The sequence below is a fragment of the Serratia ficaria genome (assembly GCF_900187015.1).
GTDB classification, from domain to species: domain Bacteria; phylum Pseudomonadota; class Gammaproteobacteria; order Enterobacterales; family Enterobacteriaceae; genus Serratia; species Serratia ficaria.
On sequence record NZ_LT906479.1, the window covers coordinates 650134 to 669561 of the forward strand.

20 protein-coding genes are annotated in these 19428 nt (G+C 62.2%); 7 read left to right on the top strand and 13 right to left on the bottom strand.

Annotated elements, in window-relative coordinates; genetic code table 11:
- Window positions 1–62: 62 nt before the first annotated feature.
- The gene (gene ascF, locus CKW09_RS03000; RefSeq protein WP_061794789.1) at window positions 63–1508 is read right to left on the bottom strand and encodes a PTS cellobiose/arbutin/salicin transporter subunit IIBC; all 1446 of its coding nucleotides are present in this window, start codon (window positions 1506–1508) and stop codon (window positions 63–65) included.
- 283 nt (window positions 1509–1791) lie between these two features.
- Here ascF and CKW09_RS03005 point away from each other — a divergent pair, with 283 nt between their 5' ends.
- Window positions 1792–2826: a LacI family DNA-binding transcriptional regulator gene (locus CKW09_RS03005; protein ID WP_145957240.1), complete on the top strand. Its 1035-nt coding sequence runs from the start codon at window positions 1792–1794 to the stop codon at window positions 2824–2826.
- Here the strand turns inward: CKW09_RS03005 and CKW09_RS03010 are convergent.
- On the bottom strand, window positions 2823–3590 hold the full coding sequence (locus CKW09_RS03010; protein WP_095095587.1) for an AraC family transcriptional regulator: 768 nt from the start codon (window positions 3588–3590) through the stop codon (window positions 2823–2825). The two genes, CKW09_RS03005 and CKW09_RS03010, sit on opposite strands and share 4 nt — an antisense overlap.
- 104 nt (window positions 3591–3694) lie before the next feature.
- Here CKW09_RS03010 and CKW09_RS03015 point away from each other — a divergent pair, with 104 nt between their 5' ends.
- Window positions 3695–4900 (top strand): MFS transporter, encoded by a 1206-nt coding sequence (locus CKW09_RS03015; RefSeq protein WP_231922115.1) that lies wholly within the window; start codon window positions 3695–3697, stop codon window positions 4898–4900.
- Here the strand turns inward: CKW09_RS03015 and yjiA are convergent.
- From yjiA to CKW09_RS03030, 3 genes are all read right to left on the bottom strand, one after another.
- Complete coding sequence (gene yjiA, locus CKW09_RS03020; RefSeq protein WP_095095590.1) at window positions 4842–5804, bottom strand: GTPase; 963 nt, start codon at window positions 5802–5804, stop codon at window positions 4842–4844. The two genes, CKW09_RS03015 and yjiA, sit on opposite strands and share 59 nt — an antisense overlap.
- Before the next feature lie 23 nt (window positions 5805–5827).
- Window positions 5828–6031 (bottom strand): YbdD/YjiX family protein, encoded by a 204-nt coding sequence (locus CKW09_RS03025; protein WP_004953088.1) that lies wholly within the window; start codon window positions 6029–6031, stop codon window positions 5828–5830.
- 198 nt (window positions 6032–6229) lie between these two features.
- Window positions 6230–8410: a carbon starvation CstA family protein gene (locus CKW09_RS03030; protein ID WP_095095593.1), complete on the bottom strand. Its 2181-nt coding sequence runs from the start codon at window positions 8408–8410 to the stop codon at window positions 6230–6232.
- Between the two features lie 426 nt (window positions 8411–8836).
- On the opposite strand from CKW09_RS03030, the gene sfnG reads away from it, so the two are divergent.
- A complete protein-coding gene (gene sfnG / locus CKW09_RS03035) occupies window positions 8837–9931 on the top strand; it encodes a dimethylsulfone monooxygenase SfnG (RefSeq protein WP_061794796.1) in 1095 nt (364 codons plus the stop codon).
- Between the two features lie 2 nt (window positions 9932–9933).
- Here sfnG and CKW09_RS03040 read toward each other — a convergent pair whose 3' ends face one another.
- The 3 genes from CKW09_RS03040 to CKW09_RS03050 form a co-directional block, all read right to left on the bottom strand.
- Window positions 9934–10635, bottom strand: a complete 702-nt coding sequence (locus tag CKW09_RS03040; RefSeq protein WP_061794797.1) for a trehalose-6-phosphate synthase — start codon at window positions 10633–10635, stop codon at window positions 9934–9936.
- A gap of 13 nt (window positions 10636–10648) precedes the next feature.
- On the bottom strand, window positions 10649–11053 hold the full coding sequence (locus CKW09_RS03045) for a GNAT family N-acetyltransferase (protein WP_154899203.1): 405 nt from the start codon (window positions 11051–11053) through the stop codon (window positions 10649–10651).
- Between the two features lie 74 nt (window positions 11054–11127).
- A complete protein-coding gene (locus CKW09_RS03050; protein ID WP_095095596.1) occupies window positions 11128–12498 on the bottom strand; it encodes a glutamine synthetase family protein in 1371 nt (456 codons plus the stop codon).
- A 237-nt stretch (window positions 12499–12735) separates the two neighbouring features.
- Between CKW09_RS03050 and CKW09_RS03055 the strand changes: the two genes are divergently transcribed.
- The gene (locus tag CKW09_RS03055) at window positions 12736–13035 is read left to right on the top strand and encodes a hypothetical protein (RefSeq protein WP_061794800.1); all 300 of its coding nucleotides are present in this window, start codon (window positions 12736–12738) and stop codon (window positions 13033–13035) included.
- A gap of 428 nt (window positions 13036–13463) precedes the next feature.
- Here CKW09_RS03055 and CKW09_RS03065 read toward each other — a convergent pair whose 3' ends face one another.
- The 5 genes from CKW09_RS03065 to CKW09_RS03085 form a co-directional block, all read right to left on the bottom strand.
- The gene (locus tag CKW09_RS03065; RefSeq protein WP_371415254.1) at window positions 13464–13862 is read right to left on the bottom strand and encodes a hypothetical protein; all 399 of its coding nucleotides are present in this window, start codon (window positions 13860–13862) and stop codon (window positions 13464–13466) included.
- On the bottom strand, window positions 13859–14863 hold the full coding sequence (locus CKW09_RS03070) for a hypothetical protein (RefSeq protein ID WP_061794862.1): 1005 nt from the start codon (window positions 14861–14863) through the stop codon (window positions 13859–13861). Before CKW09_RS03070 ends, CKW09_RS03065 begins: the two co-directional genes overlap by 4 nt.
- Window positions 14864–14968: 105 nt before the next feature.
- Window positions 14969–15364, bottom strand: a complete 396-nt coding sequence (locus CKW09_RS03075; RefSeq protein ID WP_095095602.1) for a metallophosphoesterase family protein — start codon at window positions 15362–15364, stop codon at window positions 14969–14971.
- A 45-nt stretch (window positions 15365–15409) separates the two neighbouring features.
- The gene (locus CKW09_RS03080) at window positions 15410–15712 is read right to left on the bottom strand and encodes a metallophosphoesterase (protein ID WP_095095605.1); all 303 of its coding nucleotides are present in this window, start codon (window positions 15710–15712) and stop codon (window positions 15410–15412) included.
- A 46-nt stretch (window positions 15713–15758) separates the two neighbouring features.
- Entirely contained in the window at window positions 15759–16691 is a 933-nt protein-coding gene (locus CKW09_RS03085) for a LysR family transcriptional regulator (protein ID WP_095095608.1), read from the bottom strand.
- Between the two features lie 168 nt (window positions 16692–16859).
- On the opposite strand from CKW09_RS03085, the gene CKW09_RS03090 reads away from it, so the two are divergent.
- From CKW09_RS03090 to CKW09_RS03100, 3 genes are read left to right on the top strand one after another with little or no spacing between them, the layout of a single operon-like run.
- Window positions 16860–17558 carry a CoA transferase subunit A gene (locus CKW09_RS03090; protein WP_061794805.1) on the top strand — a complete coding sequence of 233 codons (699 nt, stop codon included), beginning with the start codon at window positions 16860–16862 and terminating at the stop codon, window positions 17556–17558.
- Between the two features lie 11 nt (window positions 17559–17569).
- Window positions 17570–18223 (top strand): CoA transferase subunit B, encoded by a 654-nt coding sequence (locus tag CKW09_RS03095; protein WP_095095611.1) that lies wholly within the window; start codon window positions 17570–17572, stop codon window positions 18221–18223.
- Between the two features lie 14 nt (window positions 18224–18237).
- Entirely contained in the window at window positions 18238–19428 is a 1191-nt protein-coding gene (locus CKW09_RS03100; RefSeq protein ID WP_095095614.1) for an acetyl-CoA C-acetyltransferase, read from the top strand.

A 19428-nucleotide genomic window follows, 5' to 3' on the forward strand; every position in this document is an offset into this window, starting at 1 on the left:
TGGGGATATACGGCCTTGCCGCCGTGATGCAACTCCAATTATTTAGGGTAAAAAATAGTGCGTTAATGGGTCGCGTTAGCGGTATTCGCCGCAGGCGCAGTGGCCGCCGTTGGGGCCGCTTCGCTTTCCGGAATGTCTTCGAAGCCCAAAATCAGCGTGAGTACGAAAGACAGCACCACGGAAAGCGCCATCACCGCCACCACCCACACCATGCTCATCGGGTTGGCCGGGTCGAAGAACTGCACGCTGGTGAACAACCCGGGCGAGGCCATCGAATGGCTGGCCAGCCCGCCGATGCCGGCGACCGCGCCGCAGACAAAGCCGCTGATCAGGCTGGCGATCAGCGGGCGTTTCAGCCGCACCGCCACGCCGTACAGCGCCGGTTCGGAAATCCCCGCCACAATGGCGGAGGCGGCGGCGGCCAATGCGGTCTGGCGCAGCTCGCGGTTCTTGGTTTTGAACGCCACCGCCAGCGAAGAGCCGCCGAGCGACAGGTTGGCGCCAATCTCCGAAGGCATCACCATGCCCTCTTTGCCGGTTTCGGCGATGGTCTGGATGATGGTCGGGGTGAACACCCGGTGCATGCCGGTGATCACCAGCAGCGGCCAAATCGCCCCCATAATGGCGACGGAGAGCCAGCCCAGATAGCCGTGCACGGTATACACCAGCGCAGAGATGCCGCTGCCGATCCAGATGCCCAGCGGGCCGATAATCAGGATGGCGATCGGCGCGGCAATCAGCACGATCAGCATCGGCTTGAGGAAGTTCTTGGTCACCGCCGGGGTGATGCGGTCTACCCCGCGTTCGATGTGCGACAGGATCCAGGTCATCACCAGCGCCGGGATCACCGTGTAGGTGTATTTCACCGCCGTCACCGGGATGAAGGCGAACTCCACCGCCTGGCCCTGCGCCGCCTTGGCCATCAGATCGATAAAGTTGGGGTGCACCAGCACCCCGGCGATGGCGATCGCCAACGACATGTTGGTTTTGAACTTCAGCGCCGCAGAGGCGGCGACCATCACCGGCAGGAAGAAGAACGCGCCGTCGCCGATCACGTTCAGGATGATCAGGGTCGAGGAGCCTTTTTCGAATGCCCCGGCCATATCCAGGATCATCGCCAGCAGCTTCACCATGGATCCGCCGATGATGGCGGGGATGAGCGGCGACATGGTGCCCACCAGCGCGTCGAGAATGCCGGCGCCGATGCCTCTCAGGGTGAGCTGGCGTTTTACCGGTGCGGCGGGGGCCGCCGCACCCGGCATGCCGAGCGCCTGCACCGCCTGGTAAGCCCTGGCCACCTCGTTGCCGATGATCACCTGGCACTGCTCGCCGCTGTGCACCACGCCCAGCACGCCGTCGATGGCTTTCAGCGCGGGCGTGTCGATCAGCGCTCGGTCCTTAACAACGAATCTCAGGCGGGTCATGCAGTGCGTCACGGCGTCGATATTGCCGAGGCCGCCCAGCGCTTGCACGATGCGGCGCGAGATCTCTGCGTAGTTTTTCGGCATAAAGTTGTCGTCTCTTTTCAGGAATTCGGATTGCCTAAAGGCGAATTTTTACTGCCTGGGCGATCCGCCGTTCCATCTGAATGAAACGCCCATAAGAAACCGGTTTCACAAAATCATGAAGTGGTATTATTTATCTGGCAAGAATTATGATTTTTGGGTTTTCATTTTCGTGATCTGGATCGCCGCAGGAGGCAGGGCCAGGGAGCGGGCGAGAGTGAAAACGTTTCAAACCCGGGGCGTCTTGGGTAGACTGCGGTGAACCATGGATTTTAACGGCGCACAGATGGCAACAATACTTGAGGTGGCGAAAAAGGCCGGCGTTTCAAAGGCGACGGTGTCGCGCGTTTTGTCCGGCAGCGGCTATGTCAGCCAAGCGAAGCGTGCGCTGGTGGATCGGGCCATCGCAGAGACCGGCTACCGGCCCAACCTGCTGGCGCGCAACCTGGCGACCAAAACCACCCAGACCATCGGCCTGGTGGTCACCAACACCCTCTACAGCGGCAACTACTTCAGCGAGCTGATGGCACAGTCGGCGCGCATCATGGAAGAAAACGGCCGCCAGCTGATCCTGGCGGACGGCAAACACACCGCCGAAGAAGAGCGGGCCGCCATTCAGTTTCTGCTGGATCTGCGCTGCGACGGCGTGATCATCTACCCGCGCTTTTTGTCGATCGCGGAAATGGACGAGATCGTTTCCCGGCACCGGCAGCCGATACTGGTCATCAACCGCCGCCTGCGGCTGAACGACAGCTACTGCATCTTCAGCGATCAGCACGCCGCCAGCGCGGCGGCGGTGGCGCACCTGATTGCACGCGGCCACCGCGATATCGCCTTCATCACCGGCTCGCTGGATTCGCCCACCGCGCTGGAGCGCCTTTCCGGCTATAAATCCGCGCTGGCGCAGCAGGGCATCGCGCTCAACAACGGGTTGATTGTCGAAGGCAAGTGGAACGCGCAAAGCGGCATGGCGGCGGTCGATGCGCTGCTGGCCGGCGGCCAGGCGTTCAGCGCCATCGTCGCCGGCAACGACGAAATGGCCATCGGCGCGATCAAGCGCCTGACCGAATGCCGGATCCCGGTGCCGTCCGCGGTGTCGGTGATCGGCTTCGACGATATCCCGCTGGCGCCCTATACCGTCCCCTCGCTGTCCAGCATGAAAATGCCGGTCACCGAGATGATCAAGGAAACCATCAACCGCCTGGTGTCGATGCTGGACGGCGGCGAGCTGAGCAAGCGCCCGGCCTTCCCGGCCAGCCTGATCGAGCGCGAGTCGGTGGCGGCGGGGCCGCACTGCCCGGCGGATAAGGCGCGCGGTTAACGGCGGCTCGGCATATAGGCGCGCGGCGAGCTGCCGGTCATATTTTTAAAGAAGGTCGAGAAGGCGCTGTCGCTGGAGAACTCAAGCTTGCCGGCGATATCGGACAGGCCGCATCCCTCCGCCAGCAGCTCGATGGCTTTGATCAAACGCCATTGCTGGCGCCACTGCTGGTAGCTCAATCCGGTCTCCTTGCGAAAGATGCGGCTGATGGTCTTCTGCGAAGCGCCGCTGTAGCGCGCCAGCTCATTGAGCGGCGGCACCTCCTCCATGCCGGCCAACTGCCGCAGGCGGCGGTCCTTGGGCAGCGGCAGCAAGGTCGGCTCGCGCTGCGCTTGCCGTATTTCGTCCAGGCATACGGCAAGAATATTGGCGCTGGGGCCGCTTTCCCACCGGGTGGCGAAGTCGGCGAGGGCGATGCGCTCCAGCGCTTCCCGCAGCAAAGAAGAGGCCGAAAGCACTTCCAGCCGGGGCGAAAGGCCGGGGTAGCGCCGGGTGTCGAGATAAACCGAGCGATAACCCGCCACCCCGGTAACCTGCACGCGGTGCACCACCTTGGGTGGGATCCAGGCAATGCGCGCCGGCGGCAGGAGGCAAATGCTCTCGTTGAGCGTGATGCGCATGCAGCCCCGCTGGCTGAACAGCAGCTGCCCCATGCGATGCCAGTGCGGCCCGGAATCATGCTGCGCCAGCTCGGCCGCAATGCCTAACACGCTATTGTCGATAGCATCGGGGTCAAATTCGTCCTGTGCGCTGAGCCATGCCATAAGTCTGTCCGATTTTATAAGTTTTTTGTCTTTTATATTGTAATAGTCGGGGTGGGGAAGGTGCTACTTTGTGGCCTACTTTCTTTTTGGATACGGGATGTACCATGCAACGCAGACTGACCCTCACCCTAGCGACACTGATGATGATGTTTCCCCAGATTGTGGAAACGATCTATAGCCCGGCGCTCACGCACATTGCCGACGGTTTTCACGTCAGCGCGGAGGCCGCGGCGCAAACCCTGTCCTGTTACTTTTTCGCTTTTGCTTTCGGGGTGGTCGTCTGGGGCCGGTTGTGTGACGTGATCGGCCGGCGACCCACCATATTGGCCGGTCTGGCGCTGTATTTGCTGGCGTCGATCATCGCCATTTTCAGCACCGGCTTTACCCTGCTGTTGGCGGCCAGGGTGCTGGCGGCGTTTGGCGCGGCGGTGGGGTCCGTAGGCACCCAGACCGCCATTCGCGATCGGTTCGACGGCTATGAGCTGGCGCGGGTGTTTTCCGTGATGGGGATCGCGATGGCGGTTAGCCCTGCGGTGGGGGTGCTGAGCGGCGCCCTGTTGACCCATTACTGGGGCTATCAGGGGGTGTTCGCCGGGTTGGCGGCGTTGGCCGCCTTGCTGCTGGCCTATGCCGCATGGCGGCTGCCGGAAACGCGCCCGGCGCAGGTGGTGAAAAGCTCGTTCTTCGGCACGTTGGGCCGCATGGCGAAAGACGGCGATATCTGGCGCAGCGCATGGCTGGTGGCCCTGTTCAACGTCTGCATGTTCAGCTATTACCAGCTGGCGCCGTTTCGGTTTGAAGCGCTGGGTATTCCGCCGCAGTGGTTTGGCTATACCGGGTTGGTGCTGGCCGCCGGCGTTGGGATCGGCGCGGCAATCAACAAGTTTCTCATCGCCAGGAAGTGGCTGTTTACGCCGCTGCTGATGCTGGCCTGCGTATTGGCGCTGGTCGGCGGGGGCCTGGTGTTCCTGTTGGAAGATAAGCTGTGGTTCGTGCTGCCGATGATGCTGGTGGTGATGGCCTACGGCATCGCGATCCCCAATATTTTGGCCAGGGCGCTGCGGAATTATAAGGATTGCATGGGCACCGCTGGCGCAATCCTTGGCCTGATGTATTACCTGATGCTGGCGGCGGGGCTGGTGATGGCCGGGGTGGCGCAGCGGCCGGGCATCGTGCTGATGGCGAGCAGCGCCTGCGCGCTGCTGCTGGCGTGGACCCTGGTACGCGGCGAAAACCGTGCCGCATGCGCACTCAACCCAACCCGCCAATCCGTTGCCGGATCTCCTCCTCCGGCAAGTCCACGCCGATAAACACCAGCGTACTGCGGCGCTCCTCATCCGGCAGCCACTCGCGGTCCCAGTCGGCGTTATACAGCCGCTGCACGCCCTGGAACAGCAGGCGGCGCGGTTCGTCCTTAATCGCCAAAATGCCCTTATAGCGCAGCAGGCTGTCGGCGTATTCCAGCAGCAGGCCTTCCATCACTTCGGAAATTTGCATCAGCTCCAGCGGCTGGTCGTGGTACACCACGATCGAGCCAATGTCGTTCTGCGCTTGCGGAATGCGGCGGAACAGCGGGGCGGGCGGCGTCAGGGCCAGCTTGTCGTTCAGCACAAAGCCTTCGATGTCGAACAGCAGGCCCAGCTCGATATCGCCGTGTGTCACCTTGTGCACCGGTGCGCGGGCGTTCATCCGCTGCAGGCGTTGGATCAGCGCTTCGCAGTCCGGCGCCACGTCGGTTTTGCTCAGCAGAATGCGGTCGGCGTAGCCCACCTGCGCCTGCGCGATGCTGAACTGGGTCAGCTGTTGGTCGGCATGCGCGGCGTCCACCAGGGTGATGATGCCGTCCAGCAGGAAACGCTCGCAGAGGATCTCGTGCGAGAAGAAGGTCTGGGCGATCGGGCCGGGATCGGCCATGCCGGTGCATTCTATGATCAGCCGATCGAACGCCAGCTGGCCGCTGTCTGCGCCGTCCAGCAGGTCCAGCAGCGCATCCGCCAGCTCGTTGGATTTGCTGCAGCAGATGCAGCCGTTGCTCAGGGTGGTGATGCGGCTGGCGCGGTCGCCGATCAGCGCGTTGTCGATCGGCACTTCGCCGAATTCGTTCTCGATGACCGCAATCCGGTAGCCGTGCTCGGCGTTCAGGATATGGCGCAGCAGGGTGGTTTTGCCGGCGCCCAAAAAGCCGGTCAGAATGGTGACTGCGATGGGTTTCATTACGGGTCCTTATTCACTGCAAATCAACAGCAGCGCATGCCGCCTTTGCCGTCGCCGCCGTAGCGCGCCTGCTGGCGTTCGCGGAAAAATTCTTTATAGGTCATCACCGGCTTGTCCGGGTGGTTGTCTTTCATGTGCTGGACGTAGGTATCGTAGTCGGGCACGCCCACCAACATGCGCGCCGCCTGCCCGAGATACTTACCCGCCTGGCCGAGATTTCCGAACATAGCCTGTCCTTATTGATTGAAGAGAATACCCTGCGTAATAGATCTCATTATACCCAATAGATTTCAAGTTGCAGGTAGGCGGCAACTGAACGAGTCCCCAGGAGCTTGGTCCACCAAGTGACTGGGGTGAGCGAAGGCAGCCAACACCCCTGCGACTTGAAAGATGAAGGGTATATGCAGGGTATCCGCTAAATCACATCAATGTTGTGGTGAAACTTTGACGCCCCCCTCGGTTACGCCATCGGCGGGCGCTTCTTCAGGCACCGGCACGTATGGCGTTTCCTGGTCGGTGCGTTTCGGGTTCTTGTGCGCCGCCATGGCGGTTTTCACCCCGAAGAAGATGATGCTGTACACCACCAGCAGGAACAGAATGCTCAGCCCGGCGTTGGTGTAGTTGTTCACCACTATGTGGTTCATGTTGGCTATCTGCTGCGCGCTCAGCTCGGCGCCGCCCTCGGCGATTTTGCGCTTATACTCGCCGGCCAGGAAGAAGAAGCCTTCCAGCTGCGGGTTGTCGCTGAACAGCTTCAGGCCCAGCGCGTAGGTGGTGCAGATAAGCAGCCACACCGCCGGCACCAGGGTCACCCAAACGTATTGGGCGCGCTTCATCTTAATCAGCACCACGGTGCCCAGCACCAGCGCCACGGCGGCCAGCATCTGGTTGGAGATGCCGAACAGCGGCCACAGGCTCTTCACGCCGCCGAGCGGATCCACCACCCCTTGATACAGCAGGTAGCCCCACAGCCCCACGCAGCCGGCGGTGCCGACGATACCGGCCACCAGCGAGTCGGTTTTCTTCAGGAAGGGCACGAAGTTGCCCAGCAGGTCCTGCAGCATAAAGCGGCCGGAGCGGGTGCCGGCGTCCAGGGCGGTCAGGATGAACAGCGCCTCGAACAGAATGCCGAAGTGGTACCAGAAGCCCATGTTGGCGCCCGGAATTATCTGGTGGAACACGTGGGCGATGCCCACCGCCAGCGTTGGCGCGCCGCCGGCGCGGTTCAGCACCGAAGGTTCGCCGATGTCGGTGGCGGTTTGCAGGATCTGTTCCGGACTGATCACGAAGCCCCAGGAGCTGACGGTCGCCGCCGCGTGCGCGGTCACGTCCTTCAGCGAGGCCATGATCATCGGCGCGTCTTCGGTGCCCAGGCGGTGCAGATCCGGCATGGTGATGCCCAGCGCCGCCGGCGGGGTGTTCATGGCGAAGTACAGGCCCGGCTCGATGATCGAGGCCGCCACCAGCGCCATGATGGCGACGAAGGATTCCATCAGCATCGCGCCGTAGCCGATAAAGCGCGCGTCGGTTTCATTGGCCAGCAGCTTCGGCGTGGTGCCGGAAGCGATTAATGCGTGGAAGCCGGAGACCGCGCCGCAGGCGATGGTGATAAACAGGAACGGGAACACCGTGCCTTTCCACACCGGGCCGGTGCCGTCGACGAACTGCGTCACCGCCGGCATTTTCAGCTCGGGGTTGAGGATCACGATGCCGATCGCCAGCCCGACGATCACGCCGATTTTCAGGAAGGTCGCCAGATAGTCGCGCGGCGCCAGGATCAGCCACACCGGCAGCAGGGCGGAGACGAACGCGTAGCCGATCAGCGTGTAGGTAATGGTGGTGTCTTTAAAGGTCAGCGCCGGGCCCCAGAACGGGTCGTGGGCGATCACGCCGCCGAACCAGATGGAAGCCACCAGCAGCACGATGCCGATAACCGACACTTCGCCCACCCGGCCGGGGCGCAGGTAGCGCATGTAGATGCCCATAAACAGCGCGATCGGCACGGTGGAGCAAACGGTGAACACGCCCCACGGGCTTTCCGCCAGCGCTTTCACCACGATAAGGGCCAGCACCGCCAGGATGATGATCATGATCAGGAAGCAGCCGAACAGCGCGATGGTGCCCGGTATCGGCCCCATCTCCTTTTTGATGATCTCGCCCAGCGAGGCGCCGTTGCGGCGCGAGGAGATGAACAGCACCATAAAGTCCTGCACCGCCCCGGCCAGCACCACGCCGCCCAGCAGCCACAGCGTGCCGGGCAGGTAGCCGACCTGCGCGGCCAGCACCGGGCCCACCAGCGGCCCGGCGCCGGCGATGGCGGCGAAGTGGTGGCCGAACAGCACGTTCTTGTTGGTCGGCACGTAGTTCAGGCCGTCGTTGTTGACCACCGCCGGGGTGGCGCGGCCGGCGTCCAGCTTCATCACCTTGCTGGCGATGTACAGGCTGTAGTAACGGTAGGCCACCAGATACACCGCCACCGAAGCGACGACTATCCACAGCGCGCTGACGCTTTCACCGCGGCGCAGCGCCACCACGCCCAGGCAGGCGGCGCCGAGTATCCCCAGCAGCATCCAGGGCAGGTGCTTTAAAATCCCCTCTCGTTTCATTGAGGTATCCTTAATTCCAGTCTGCAAAAAATGAATGGGTTCATCCGCTTATAAGATGTTTCAGGATTTGGTGCGGATATCGGTCGCGTGCTTGGTTCAGCGACAGCTCATCATCGCCGGCGGCGTGAAGGGAAGACATGCGAATTTCAGTCAGCGGTTCAATCCGCCGGGTGAACGGTTGGAAACGCGCGGTGAGCGGTTTGCTGCATAGGCAACACCTACCCGACAGCCGCTGCTGCCAATGCAGCAGGCGATGTATCCCGTGCTTGCTCAACCTGCGGTTTTTCAACCACATCTCCCCGGCGGGCGGTTGGCACGCATCCTGCTAAAGGATTTATAACCAAAACACTGATTGCATTATCTGTAAATCAACAATGGTTATATGCACGCCGCATAACGGCGCCGACGTTCATAGGGAGAGGAAGCATGTCAGCAGCAAACAACTCGCAGCAGCCCATACGGTTCGCCTACTGGGTGCCGAACGTGTCCGGCGGGCTGGTGATCAGCAACATTCCGCAGCGCACCGGTTGGGATATCGGCTACAACCGCAAGCTGGCGCAGATCGCCGAGCGCGCCGGTTTCGACTACGCGCTCACCCAGATCCGCTTCACCGCCGGTTACGGCGCCGACAACCAGCACGAATCGGTGTCGTTCTCGCAGGCGCTGCTGGATTCCACCGAGAAGCTGAAGGTGATCGCCGCGCTGCTGCCTGGGCCGTGGAACCCCACGCTGGCGGCCAAGCAGATCGCCACCATCAGCCACCTGTCGGATGCGCGCATCGCGGTCAACATCGTCAGCGGCTGGTTCCGCGGCGAGTTCAAGGCCATCGGCGAACCCTGGCTGGACCACGAAGAGCGCTATCTGCGCTCGGAGGAGTTCATCCGCTGCCTGCGCGGCATCTGGACCGAGCCCAGCTTCACCTTCGCCGGCGATTTTTATCGCTATCGCGATTACTCGCTGAAGCCCAAGCCGCTGGATCCGCTGCCGGAGATCTTCCAGGGCGGCAGCTCGCGGGCGGCGCGCGACATGGCGGCGCGGGTGTCGGACTGGTATTTCACCAACGGCAACAGCGTGGAGGGCATTCGCCGGCAGGTGGACGATCTGCAGACCAAGGCCAGGGCCAACCGGCACCGGGTCAAAGTGGGGGTGAACGGCTTCGTCATCGCCCGCGATACCGAGCAGGAAGCGCAGGCGGTGCTGCAGGAGATTATCGACCACGCCAACCCGGAGGCGGTGCAAGGATTCGGCCACGAGGTGAAAAACGCCGGGGCGGCTTCGCCGGAGGGCGAGGGCAACTGGGCCAAATCCTCGTTCGAGGATCTGGTGCAGTACAACGACGGCTTTAAAACCAACCTGATCGGCACGCCGCAGCAGATCGCCGAGCGCATCATCGCGCTGAAAGACGCCGGGGTGGACCTGATGCTGCTGGCGTTCCTGCACTTCCAGGAAGAGGTGGAGTTCTTCGGCCGCGAAGTGATCCCGCTGGTGCGCGAACTGGAGCGCCGGCGGGCCGCGGCCTGAGATCAGTAAATCTTCCTGGCGTTGATGCCGGCGGGGAAAATGCCGGTGGCGAAGATGTGCCCGTCCACCTGGATATGCTCGTCGGGCAGCATCTCCAGCGGATATTCCCCGGCCAGATAGTTGAGGAAGTTGTTGCGATCGTCGATGGAAGGGAAGCCGAGCAGATCGTAATAGAACAGCGACGCGATCAGCCCGTGATGCTCCGGGATCCGCTTCAGCAGCGCCGCCGACGGGAACGGCAGGTGGAAGAAGAACGCGCAGGCGTTCAGCAGCCCCTGCTCCTTCAGCGCCTGGCCGCAGGGCAGCAGCTGATAATCGTCGATGCAGATGATGTCGTTCGGGCACAGGTACTCGCTGGCGATATCGGCGAAGCGCCGGTTGAGCTGGCGGTAGGCGCGGTAGTTCTCCGGCGTGAAGTGCGCTTTCTCCGGCTGGTTATGGAACACCGGCCACAGGCCGTCGTGGTAGTAGCCCTGATAGTGGCGGCAAAATTCCTCGATCGACAGCGGGAAGGTCACCTGTTCATAGCCGGCGCTGTGCCGGTAGCTGACCGGCCGCCGGCCGAAGTTCTGCACCTCGCCGTTCCAGCCCAGCCACAGCCCCTGATCGTCATCCACCAGGCCGCCCGCCGACAAGCTTTGGCTGGCGCAGGCCAGATCCTGGCTGTCGTACGGCTTATTCGAGATCAACACCAAACGGGACATGGTAGCCTCCTTCTCAGTGAATGGATCGGGCGGTTTGCTGCGCGCCGCAGGCCCGCCACGGCGACAGGCCGGCCGGCGAGCTCACGCGCAGGCCGCGCATCGCCGGGTGCGCCAGGCAGCAGCGCATCAGCCAGCTGCCCAGCCCGACGCCGCGGTATTCGGCGCTGATAAACAGCAGGCTGACCGACGCCCGGGTGGCGTAGTCGGTCACCACCCGGGCGAAGCCGAGCTGGTGGCGCTTGCGGTACAGGCCAAAGCACAGGTTGCGGCTATCCAGCGCGGCCGGATCGATGTCCTGCCGCAGGCAGCGGCGCACGAAATCGGCGTCCAATAATCGCCGGTCGGTGCTGATATGAAAGGCGCCTTTGCGCCAGCACAGGATCGGTAGATGTTCAGTGAGGATCGGTAGCGACTGCATGTTCATGGTTATCCTTTTTCGGGCAAGCATATCCTGCCGCCCGCAGCGAAAACGGGCGGCGCAACAAGGGGGCGTTAAAGCATCCAGCCGAGCTCCGCGGCGGTCACCTGCTCTTCAAAGCGGTGCAGCTCGGCGCTTTTGCAGGTGTGCCACAGGCTGCAGAACGCCGGGCCGAGCAGCTCGCGCAGCGGCTGGCTGTGGCGGAACAGCGCCAGGGCCTCTTGCTGGCTGAGCGGCAGCGGCGCGGCGCCGTCGTTCTCGTAGCCGTTGGTGGCCGGCGGCAGCGGCAAAGGCTGTTCCAGCCCGTGCAGCAGGCCGCCGAGTATCGCCGCCAGCGCCAGATAGGGGTTGGCGTCGGCGCCCGCCAGCCGGTATTCGATACGCTGATTGGCGCCGTCGGCGCAGGGCAGGCGCAGCGCCACCGTGCGGTTGTTGTGGCCCCAGGAGGCGCGCAGCGGCACGTGCATGCCGGGGCGGAAACGGCGGAAGGCGTTGATGTTGGGCGCTAGGATCGCCATCGACGCCGGCATCAGCGCCAGCATGCCGGCCATCGCCTGCTGCATGTTGTCGCTCAGCTCGCCCGGCGCGCCGGTCAGCAGGTTTTCGCCGTGCTCGCCCTGCAGGCTGATGTGGAAATGCAGACCGCTGCCGGCGGCGTGCGCGCAGGGCTTAGCCATAAAGCAGGCGTGCTGGCGGTGCCGTTCCGCCATCTGCCGCGTCAGCCTTTTCAGCGCCAGGATCTGGTCGCAGGCCTCCAGCACCCGCGGGCTGTGGTGCAGATTCAGCTCGTACTGGCCGGAGGCGGCCTCGGCCACCACCCCGCTCAGCGGCAGCCCCTGCAGGCGGGCGTGTTGTTCGATGTCGTGCAGCAGCGCGTGGTGGCGCTCGGGCGCATCCACCGCGAAGCTTTGCGTCGGGCACGAGGCGGCGTCCGCCGGTTGCTGCGGATCCTGCAGATAAAACTCCAGCTCGGCCGCCACCACCGGGAAGCAGTTGCGGGCGTGCAGGCGTTTCAGCACCTGCTGCAGCACCACCCGCGGCTCCAGCTCGCAGGCGCCGCCGTCGGCGTTTTGCATCGTCAGCAGCAGCTGCGCATGGCGCTGCGGATCGCGGGCGCAGGGGCGCAGCGTGCCGGGCACCGGCAGGCACAGGCGATCCGGTTCGCCCGCCTGCTGCCCCAGCCCGCTCTCTTCAATCACCCTGCCGTGCAGGTCCATGGCGTAAATCGACAGCGGGAAATAGCAGCCTTTCTCCAGCGAGAACGCCTCGGCGATCGGCAGCCGCTTGCCGCGCAGCTGGCCGTTGAGATCGTTGAGGTAAATATCGAGCTGTTCGGTATCCGGATGGCGCTGCAGATACTGCTCCAGCTCTTTGCGGAATGAACGGCCGTGCAGGGCGGGCAGCTCCGCCAGCATAGGGTTGAAACCGATGATATTAGCGTGCATGGCGCCCTCCGAATCGAAGGCGAATAACGGCCAGAGGCAGGGATAAACGCATGAGACAACCACTCTTGTGAGGCCATATTGGCGATGTGAAAAGGGTATCTGCGGCGCGCATAACTGTCTGTAAAAACGCCGTAACGTTAACGGGCCGCGGAATAAAAATGCCGTAAAGAGCGCGGCGGGTTGACCGGGTCGGCACGGTCTATACTGGCGAGACGGGCCGTAGAAGGAGAGATAACGATGAAGAGAATAGGGCTGCTTATCGCCGCGCTGGCCGCGTTCAACGCCACTGCGTCTTCCCCACAGGCGTGGGCCAAGAGCGAACGGGCGATGCGCGCCGCCTGCCTGAAAGCCAGCGGGCTAAAAAACGCCAGGGTGGAAGGGGAGATTATTCACTACGGCGACGACGTCGGTTATTCGGCGCTGTTTATCGGCGGCCGCTACCCGCAGCCGTTTATGAAGAATAAGTCGGGCAGGGAGCTGTGTTTATATCAGCGCGCCACGCAGAAGGCGGCGGTGCAGGCGGTGGAGGGGGATTAGACCGACTTCAGGAGATAGTTCAGGAGACACATGATGATTAAGAGTGTTCCTTGTAATACTAATAGTCTGAAATCATTACGGATCCAATTTTGTAACCTGGGTGATGAAGCAGCTCGAACGAAATCGTAGGTTTTGGGGCTTACCCAAACGTTGCGAGTCAGTTTTAATTTCCGGTTGTTCAAAATCCAACGAAACCACTGGGCTTTTAGTGAAATACCGATGAAGTTAAGGTTGTCCGCCACCACGACAAAAAGTGGAACAGGGTGTTTACTCACCACATAGTGTTGATAAAAGAGATCAAACTCTTTTTTGTGAAGTCGATAGTAAATAAATTGGATAATAGCGATAAGAAGGCATAGAAAGAATAGTAATACCACCAAGAGTTTTATCTCTTTTATGTAAGGCTCAACATAATTGATCATTGGTTTTTATATATTGATTTTGATGAGATAAATAAAAGTACAACCCACGGTGATAATAATGGCCTCTACGAGCAAAAGTATAAAGTCCATCGCCAGCCACTTCTGTAGCTCAGGGGAGGCTATTTTTTGCACGAAATCGTAGGTTTTCGCATCGAGCCAAACTTGATCCCTTATTTTTATTTTTTTCCTCTTCAGGATCCAAAGAAACCACTGTGCTTTCAATGAGGTACCGAGCATGCCGAGGCTATCGGCAAAGGCGACGTAGGGCGGAATAAAATGTCCGCTGCCGGCGTAACGTCGATAGAAAGCGTCAAACTCTTTTTTATGGCGACGGTAGCCAATGAACTGGATGAAGGCGCTTAAAGCCAGCAGTATCAAACACAATATGACGATAAATTTCATCATTCACCTACTACTAACGTCGTCAAATAATCGGAACCCATGCCACCCAGTGTGGATCCTGCGGCGCCTCCTATAGCGGCTCCAGCGATACCACAAACGATCACACCTGTTCCTGCTGTTGCTACACCCAACACAATTGAACAGGCTGCAATAGCAAGACCTGCACCTGCATTCCCTGCCCAAATCCCCGCTGCTGTACTCGCAGCAAAATTACTGTACCCCTTAACCGCTATCTTGGTGCATTCCTGTTCACGGCCGCTGGTGCAGGCATTATAAACGTCATTGGTGGTGTTCAACCCGCTGAGCCCGATGCCAACCCAGCCGCCGGTTTTCATAAACTTGGCTGCGCGGCTGGCGCTGTCGACATAGTTGGAATAGCCCTTGATAGCGCCTACCCCGGCGGTGCTCCATTCATGCACCAGCGATTTGCTGGAAAGCCCCAGCGCGTGTTTGATCTGCGCATATTCTTTCATATTGAGCTGGGCACGGGTAAGGCGATTCAGTAACGGTTTTAATGTACCGAACAGCCGCGCCCGTTCTACCTGAAACTGCGTGCCGATCAGCGTGCCGCTCATGCGGAACTGATTCTGGTAGGTTTTTTCAATGTCGATCAGGATGTTTTTGATCTGGCTGAAGTAGCGATCACCGGCATCAGAGGCCAGCCCGACCACGGTATCGCCATAGCTGGTGAAAGCGGCGATGGCGGCGTAGTTACGGTGCAAGAATGCGGAGAAGTTACTGTCTCCGGCTTTTACCGCCTTGCTGGTGCGAGTCTTGGCCTGCATCAGCATGGCGAGCTGCACGGACTGATTGGGGTTACGCGGATCGGCGACAATCAACATCTGCCCGGGTTGTACCGTTGGCGTATCGGCATTGAGCTGCATGAAGAAGTTGGCCGCTTCCGACGGTTTGCCGCCAAACAGGTAATTGGCATGATAGGAAAGGGGGCCTGCCTGCTGAGCGATGCAATAGCCCGGAGCTATCTTGCTGGACTTCTGTTCCATGTCGAATTGATCTCCCTGTTTTTTCCGGAAACTTAACATTTTCTGCAGAGTGAGAACAGGTTCTGGCTCACGCTCTCGGGGGAAGAATTCTCCGAAAGTCCGGAGTCACCCCGCCAAATTCCCCAGCGCCAGCTGCGTAATCCGTCGCTTATCGCGCAGGTACAACCGCTCGCTGCCCAGCTCCAGCATCCCCAGCGCGCCGCCGTTTTCCATGGCGAAGGCGCAAAAGTCGATATCCAAACAGTTGCCGTGCAGCGCGTTTTTCGGCTCGCCGGGCGTATGCCCGCCGATCACCCAATCCACGCCGCGCACCCTGGCGGCCGAGTTGTTCAGATAGCGCTCCCGGCCCCAGATGCAGGCCTGTTTCACCGCGTCGTCGCCGGCTTGCAATCGCTGCAGAAAGGTCGCCAGATCGTCGATTTCCGGCGGCACTTCGGCGTGCAAAATGGCATAGCGCCGCTGCCCGGCGGTGACCCGCATCACCCAGGGCATCGCCAGCATCAATGTGCGGCAATGCTGGCGCTGCCGGGCGTCGAGCTGGAAGAACTAGGCACCGCCGTCGATATGCCACATCAGCTCCAGATCGACCGAGCCCGGCTGGGCGAACCACTCCAGCGCCCGCGCTTCGTGGTTGCCGCGCACGGCATAAAACCAGGGTTGGCTAAGCAGCTCCAGGCACTGCAGGCTGGCGTGCCCGCGGTCGATCAGATCGCCGACCGCCAGCAGGCGATCTTTGCCGATGTCGAAGCCGACGTGGTCGAGCAGCGATTGCAGCGCCGGCAGGCAGCCGTGCAGGTCGCCGACCGCAAAGTCCCGTCCGGCGGCGTTGGTGGGGAGATTGAGTATCATAAGGACGCTCCTGTAAGTGGGGGCGCAAGCCGCTCCGTCGATAGCTTTACTGTAGTTCGCCTGGCGGATGTTTACTGACCGTGCCGTTACTCCCCGCCATTTCCCGCTCGATCACCGTCGCCAGCGCCTGGGCGGCGGAAGAGAGCTGATGCTGCGCCAGGCGGATCAGGCCCACCCGCCGTTCGATGAGCGGGCCAAACAGCGGCACGCACACCGCCCCCAGCTCGCCCATCTGCCGTTCGCACAGCGCCGGCACCGCGCTGGCGCCGAGGCCGTTGGCCACCATGCGGCCGACCGTCACCAGCTGATGGCTTTCGAACGCCACTTCCAGCTTTCTGCCGCTGCGGGCCAGCTCCTGCTCCAGCAGCAGGCGCACCGCCGAAGGGCGCTGCAGGGTGATGAAATCCAGCGTCAGCAGCTCTTTCCAACTCACCTGCGCCCGGTGCGCCAGCGCCGAATCCTTCGGTACCACCGCCATAAACCGGTCGCTGCACAGCGGGGTGAAGTGCAGGCTGTCGCTCGGCTCCGGTTCGAAGGCGATGCCCATCTCCACCCGGCCTTCGCGGATCATTTCAAACACCTGCTCGTTAATCACGTCGTGCACCGCCACGTTGATGCCGGCGTAACGATCGCGGAACGCCTTGAGGATCGGCGGCAGCGGGTTGCCGGCGAACGACGGCATGGCGGCGATCGCCACCTTGCCCCGCTGCAGGGTGAAACGCTGGCGCATCGCCTCTTCCGCATTGTCCCAGTCCGCCAGCAGCTGGCGCGCCATCGGGAAGAAGCTTTCCCCCTCCGGCGTCAGCGCTACCCGGCGGGTGGTGCGCAGCAGCAGCGGGCCGCCCAGCGCCTCTTCCAGCCCGCGGATCGCCAGGCTGAGCGCCGGCTGGGAAATATTCAGCCGCTCGCTGGCCTGGGCGAAGTTAAGAGTGTGAGCTACCGCTAAAAACGCGCGTAACTGTTTGATGCTCATTTTCATTTTTGTTTTGGTTAACTCTTTGTAAATTTAAGGTTAACGATTGATTAATAAAAATTCTAAATGAATGGGGCATAAAAACAAAATTAACAAATCATTTTTGTGACCTGAAGATGCCTTGGCGTAAGCAAGGGCATTTCGCTCTGCGCCACAGAATTCAGGGGCAACGATATGGCAGGGTTCGACAAACGCGTCGGCAGCTATCAGGAAGCGCTGGCTGGCCTGACGGACAACATGACGGTGCTGGCGGGCGGTTTCGGCCTGTGCGGCATCCCGGAAAACCTGATCATGGAAATTCGCCGCCGCGGCGCGCGCGGCCTGACGGTGGTCTCCAACAACTGCGGCGTCGACGGCTTCGGCCTTGGGCTGCTGCTGGAAACCCGCCAAATCCGCAAGGTGGTCGGTTCCTACGTCGGCGAGAACGCGCTGTTCGAGCAGCAGGCGCTCAGCGGCGAGCTGGAGGTGGAGCTGACGCCGCAGGGCACGCTGGCGGAGAAAATCCGCGCCGGCGGCGCCGGCATTCCGGCGTTCTTCACCGCCACCGGCTACGGCACCCCGGTGGCGGAAGGCAAAGAGGCGCGTGAGTTCAACGGCCGCCCCTACATCATGGAAACCGCCATCACCGGCGACTTCGCCATCATCAAAGGCTGGAAGGCCGACCACTTCGGCAACGTCATCTACCGCCATACCGCGCAAAACTTCAACCCGCTGATGGCCACCGCCGGGCGGATCACGGTGGTGGAGGTGGAAGAGATCGTCGCGCCGGGCGAGCTGGATCCGGCGGCGATCCACACCCCGGGCATTTACGTCGACCGGCTGATCCAGGGCAGCTTCGAAAAGCGCATCGAGCAGCGCACCCTGCGGGCATAAGGAGAACAGGCATGCTTACCCGTGAACGAATGGCGCAGCGCGTGGCGCAGGAGCTGCAGGACGGTTACTACGTCAACCTGGGCATCGGCATCCCGACGCTGGTGGCCAACTACGTGCCGCCGGGCATGGACGTGATGCTGCAGTCGGAAAACGGCCTGCTGGGGATGGGCGAGTTCCCGACCGAACAACAGCTGGACGCCGACATGATCAACGCCGGCAAACAGACCGTGACCGCGCGCGTCGGCGCGTCGATCTTCGACTCGGCGCAGTCGTTCGCCATGATCCGCGGCGGCCACGTCGATCTTACCGTGCTGGGGGCGTTCGAGGTGGACGTCGAGGGCAACATCGCCTCGTGGATGATCCCCGGCAAGATGGTCAAGGGCATGGGCGGCGCGATGGATCTGGTGGCGGGGGCGGAGAACATCATCGTGGTGATGACCCACGCCTCCAAGGGCGGCGGATCCAAGCTGCTGCCGCGCTGCACGCTGCCGCTGACCGGCGCCGGCTGCATCCGCAAGGTATTGACCGATTTGGCCTATCTGGAAATCGAAGACGGCGCCTTCGTGCTGCGCGAACGCGCGCCCGGCGTCAGCGTGGAAGAGATCGTCGCCAAAACCGCCGGCCGGCTGATTGTGCCGCCGACGGTGGCTGAAATGCGTTTCTAAAACTGGAGGTGAATGTGCAACAACGTGAAGTGGTTATCGTGGCCGCCACCCGCACCCCGGTGGGCAGCTTTCACGGCGCGCTGGCGCCGCTGACGGCGGTGGAACTCGGCACCGTGGTGGTGAAAGCGCTGCTGGAACGCAGCGGCGTGCCGCCGCAGCAGGTGGATGAAGTGATCCTCGGCCAGGTGCTGACCGCCGGCTGCGGCCAGAACCCGGCGCGGCAGACGGCGTTGAACGCCGGGCTGCCCGATGCGGTGCCGGCGCTGACCGTCAACAAGGTGTGCGGCTCGGGCCTGAAGGCCGTTCAGTTGGCGGTGCAGGCCATCCGCTGCGGCGACGCCGAAGCCGTCATCGCCGGCGGCCAGGAGAGCATGAGCCAGTCGCCCTACCTGATGAACGGCGCGCGCGCCGGCCTGCGCCTCGGCCACGCCCAGCTGGTCGACAGCGTGATCCACGACGGCCTGTGGGACGCCTTCAACGATTACCACATGGGCATCACCGCCGAGAACCTGGCGGTGAAATACGCCATCAGCCGCGAAGAGCAGGACGGGTTTGCGCTGGCTTCGCAGCAGAAGGCCCAGGCGGCGCAGCAGGCCGGGCGCTTTGCGCAGGAAATAACTCCGGTCACGGTGCCGAAGCCGAAGGGCGAAGCGCTGCGCGTCGAGCGCGACGAACAGCCGCGCGGCGACACCAGCCTGGAAGGGCTGGCGCGGCTGCGCCCGGCGTTTCGCCAAAAGGGGACGGTGACCGCCGGCAATGCGTCATCGCTGAACGACGGCGCGGCGGCGGTGCTGTTGATGAGCGCCGAAAAGGCCGCCGAGCTGCGGCTGCCGGTGCTGGCGCGCATTGCCGGCTATGCCGCCGCGGGCGTCGATCCGGCGTTCATGGGCATCGGCCCGGTGCCCGCCGCGCGCCGCTGTCTGGCGCAGGCCGGCTGGTCGCTGGGCGAGGTCGATCTGATCGAAGCCAACGAAGCCTTCGCCGCGCAGGCGCTGGCGGTGGGTAAGGAACTGGGCTGGGATGCGGAGCGGGTTAACGTCAACGGCGGGGCGATAGCGTTGGGCCACCCGATCGGCGCTTCCGGCTGCCGCATTCTGGTCACGCTGCTGCACGAGATGCAGCGCCGTGAAGTGAACAAGGGGCTGGCGATGCTGTGCATCGGCGGCGGGCAGGGCGTGGCGCTGGCGGTTGAGCGCGTTGGATAA

Excerpts from the sequence above, each read along its gene's own strand:
- ascF (WP_061794789.1), bottom strand. The coding sequence starts at position 1,508 with ATGCCGAAAAACTACGCAGAGATCTCGCGCCGCATCGTGCAAGCGCTG.
- CKW09_RS03005 (WP_145957240.1), top strand. The coding sequence starts at position 1,792 with ATGGCAACAATACTTGAGGTGGCGAAAAAGGCCGGCGTTTCAAAGGCG.
- CKW09_RS03010 (WP_095095587.1), bottom strand. The coding sequence starts at position 3,590 with ATGGCATGGCTCAGCGCACAGGACGAATTTGACCCCGATGCTATCGAC.
- CKW09_RS03015 (WP_231922115.1), top strand. The coding sequence starts at position 3,695 with ATGCAACGCAGACTGACCCTCACCCTAGCGACACTGATGATGATGTTT.
- yjiA (WP_095095590.1), bottom strand. The coding sequence starts at position 5,804 with ATGAAACCCATCGCAGTCACCATTCTGACCGGCTTTTTGGGCGCCGGC.
- CKW09_RS03025 (WP_004953088.1), bottom strand. The coding sequence starts at position 6,031 with ATGTTCGGAAATCTCGGCCAGGCGGGTAAGTATCTCGGGCAGGCGGCG.
- CKW09_RS03030 (WP_095095593.1), bottom strand. The coding sequence starts at position 8,410 with ATGAAACGAGAGGGGATTTTAAAGCACCTGCCCTGGATGCTGCTGGGG.
- sfnG (WP_061794796.1), top strand. The coding sequence starts at position 8,837 with ATGTCAGCAGCAAACAACTCGCAGCAGCCCATACGGTTCGCCTACTGG.
- CKW09_RS03040 (WP_061794797.1), bottom strand. The coding sequence starts at position 10,635 with ATGTCCCGTTTGGTGTTGATCTCGAATAAGCCGTACGACAGCCAGGAT.
- CKW09_RS03045 (WP_154899203.1), bottom strand. The coding sequence starts at position 11,053 with ATGCAGTCGCTACCGATCCTCACTGAACATCTACCGATCCTGTGCTGG.
- CKW09_RS03050 (WP_095095596.1), bottom strand. The coding sequence starts at position 12,498 with ATGCACGCTAATATCATCGGTTTCAACCCTATGCTGGCGGAGCTGCCC.
- CKW09_RS03055 (WP_061794800.1), top strand. The coding sequence starts at position 12,736 with ATGAAGAGAATAGGGCTGCTTATCGCCGCGCTGGCCGCGTTCAACGCC.
- CKW09_RS03065 (WP_371415254.1), bottom strand. The coding sequence starts at position 13,862 with ATGATGAAATTTATCGTCATATTGTGTTTGATACTGCTGGCTTTAAGC.
- CKW09_RS03070 (WP_061794862.1), bottom strand. The coding sequence starts at position 14,863 with ATGGAACAGAAGTCCAGCAAGATAGCTCCGGGCTATTGCATCGCTCAG.
- CKW09_RS03075 (WP_095095602.1), bottom strand. The coding sequence starts at position 15,364 with ATGCTGGCGATGCCCTGGGTGATGCGGGTCACCGCCGGGCAGCGGCGC.
- CKW09_RS03080 (WP_095095605.1), bottom strand. The coding sequence starts at position 15,712 with ATGATACTCAATCTCCCCACCAACGCCGCCGGACGGGACTTTGCGGTC.
- CKW09_RS03085 (WP_095095608.1), bottom strand. The coding sequence starts at position 16,691 with ATGAAAATGAGCATCAAACAGTTACGCGCGTTTTTAGCGGTAGCTCAC.
- CKW09_RS03090 (WP_061794805.1), top strand. The coding sequence starts at position 16,860 with ATGGCAGGGTTCGACAAACGCGTCGGCAGCTATCAGGAAGCGCTGGCT.
- CKW09_RS03095 (WP_095095611.1), top strand. The coding sequence starts at position 17,570 with ATGCTTACCCGTGAACGAATGGCGCAGCGCGTGGCGCAGGAGCTGCAG.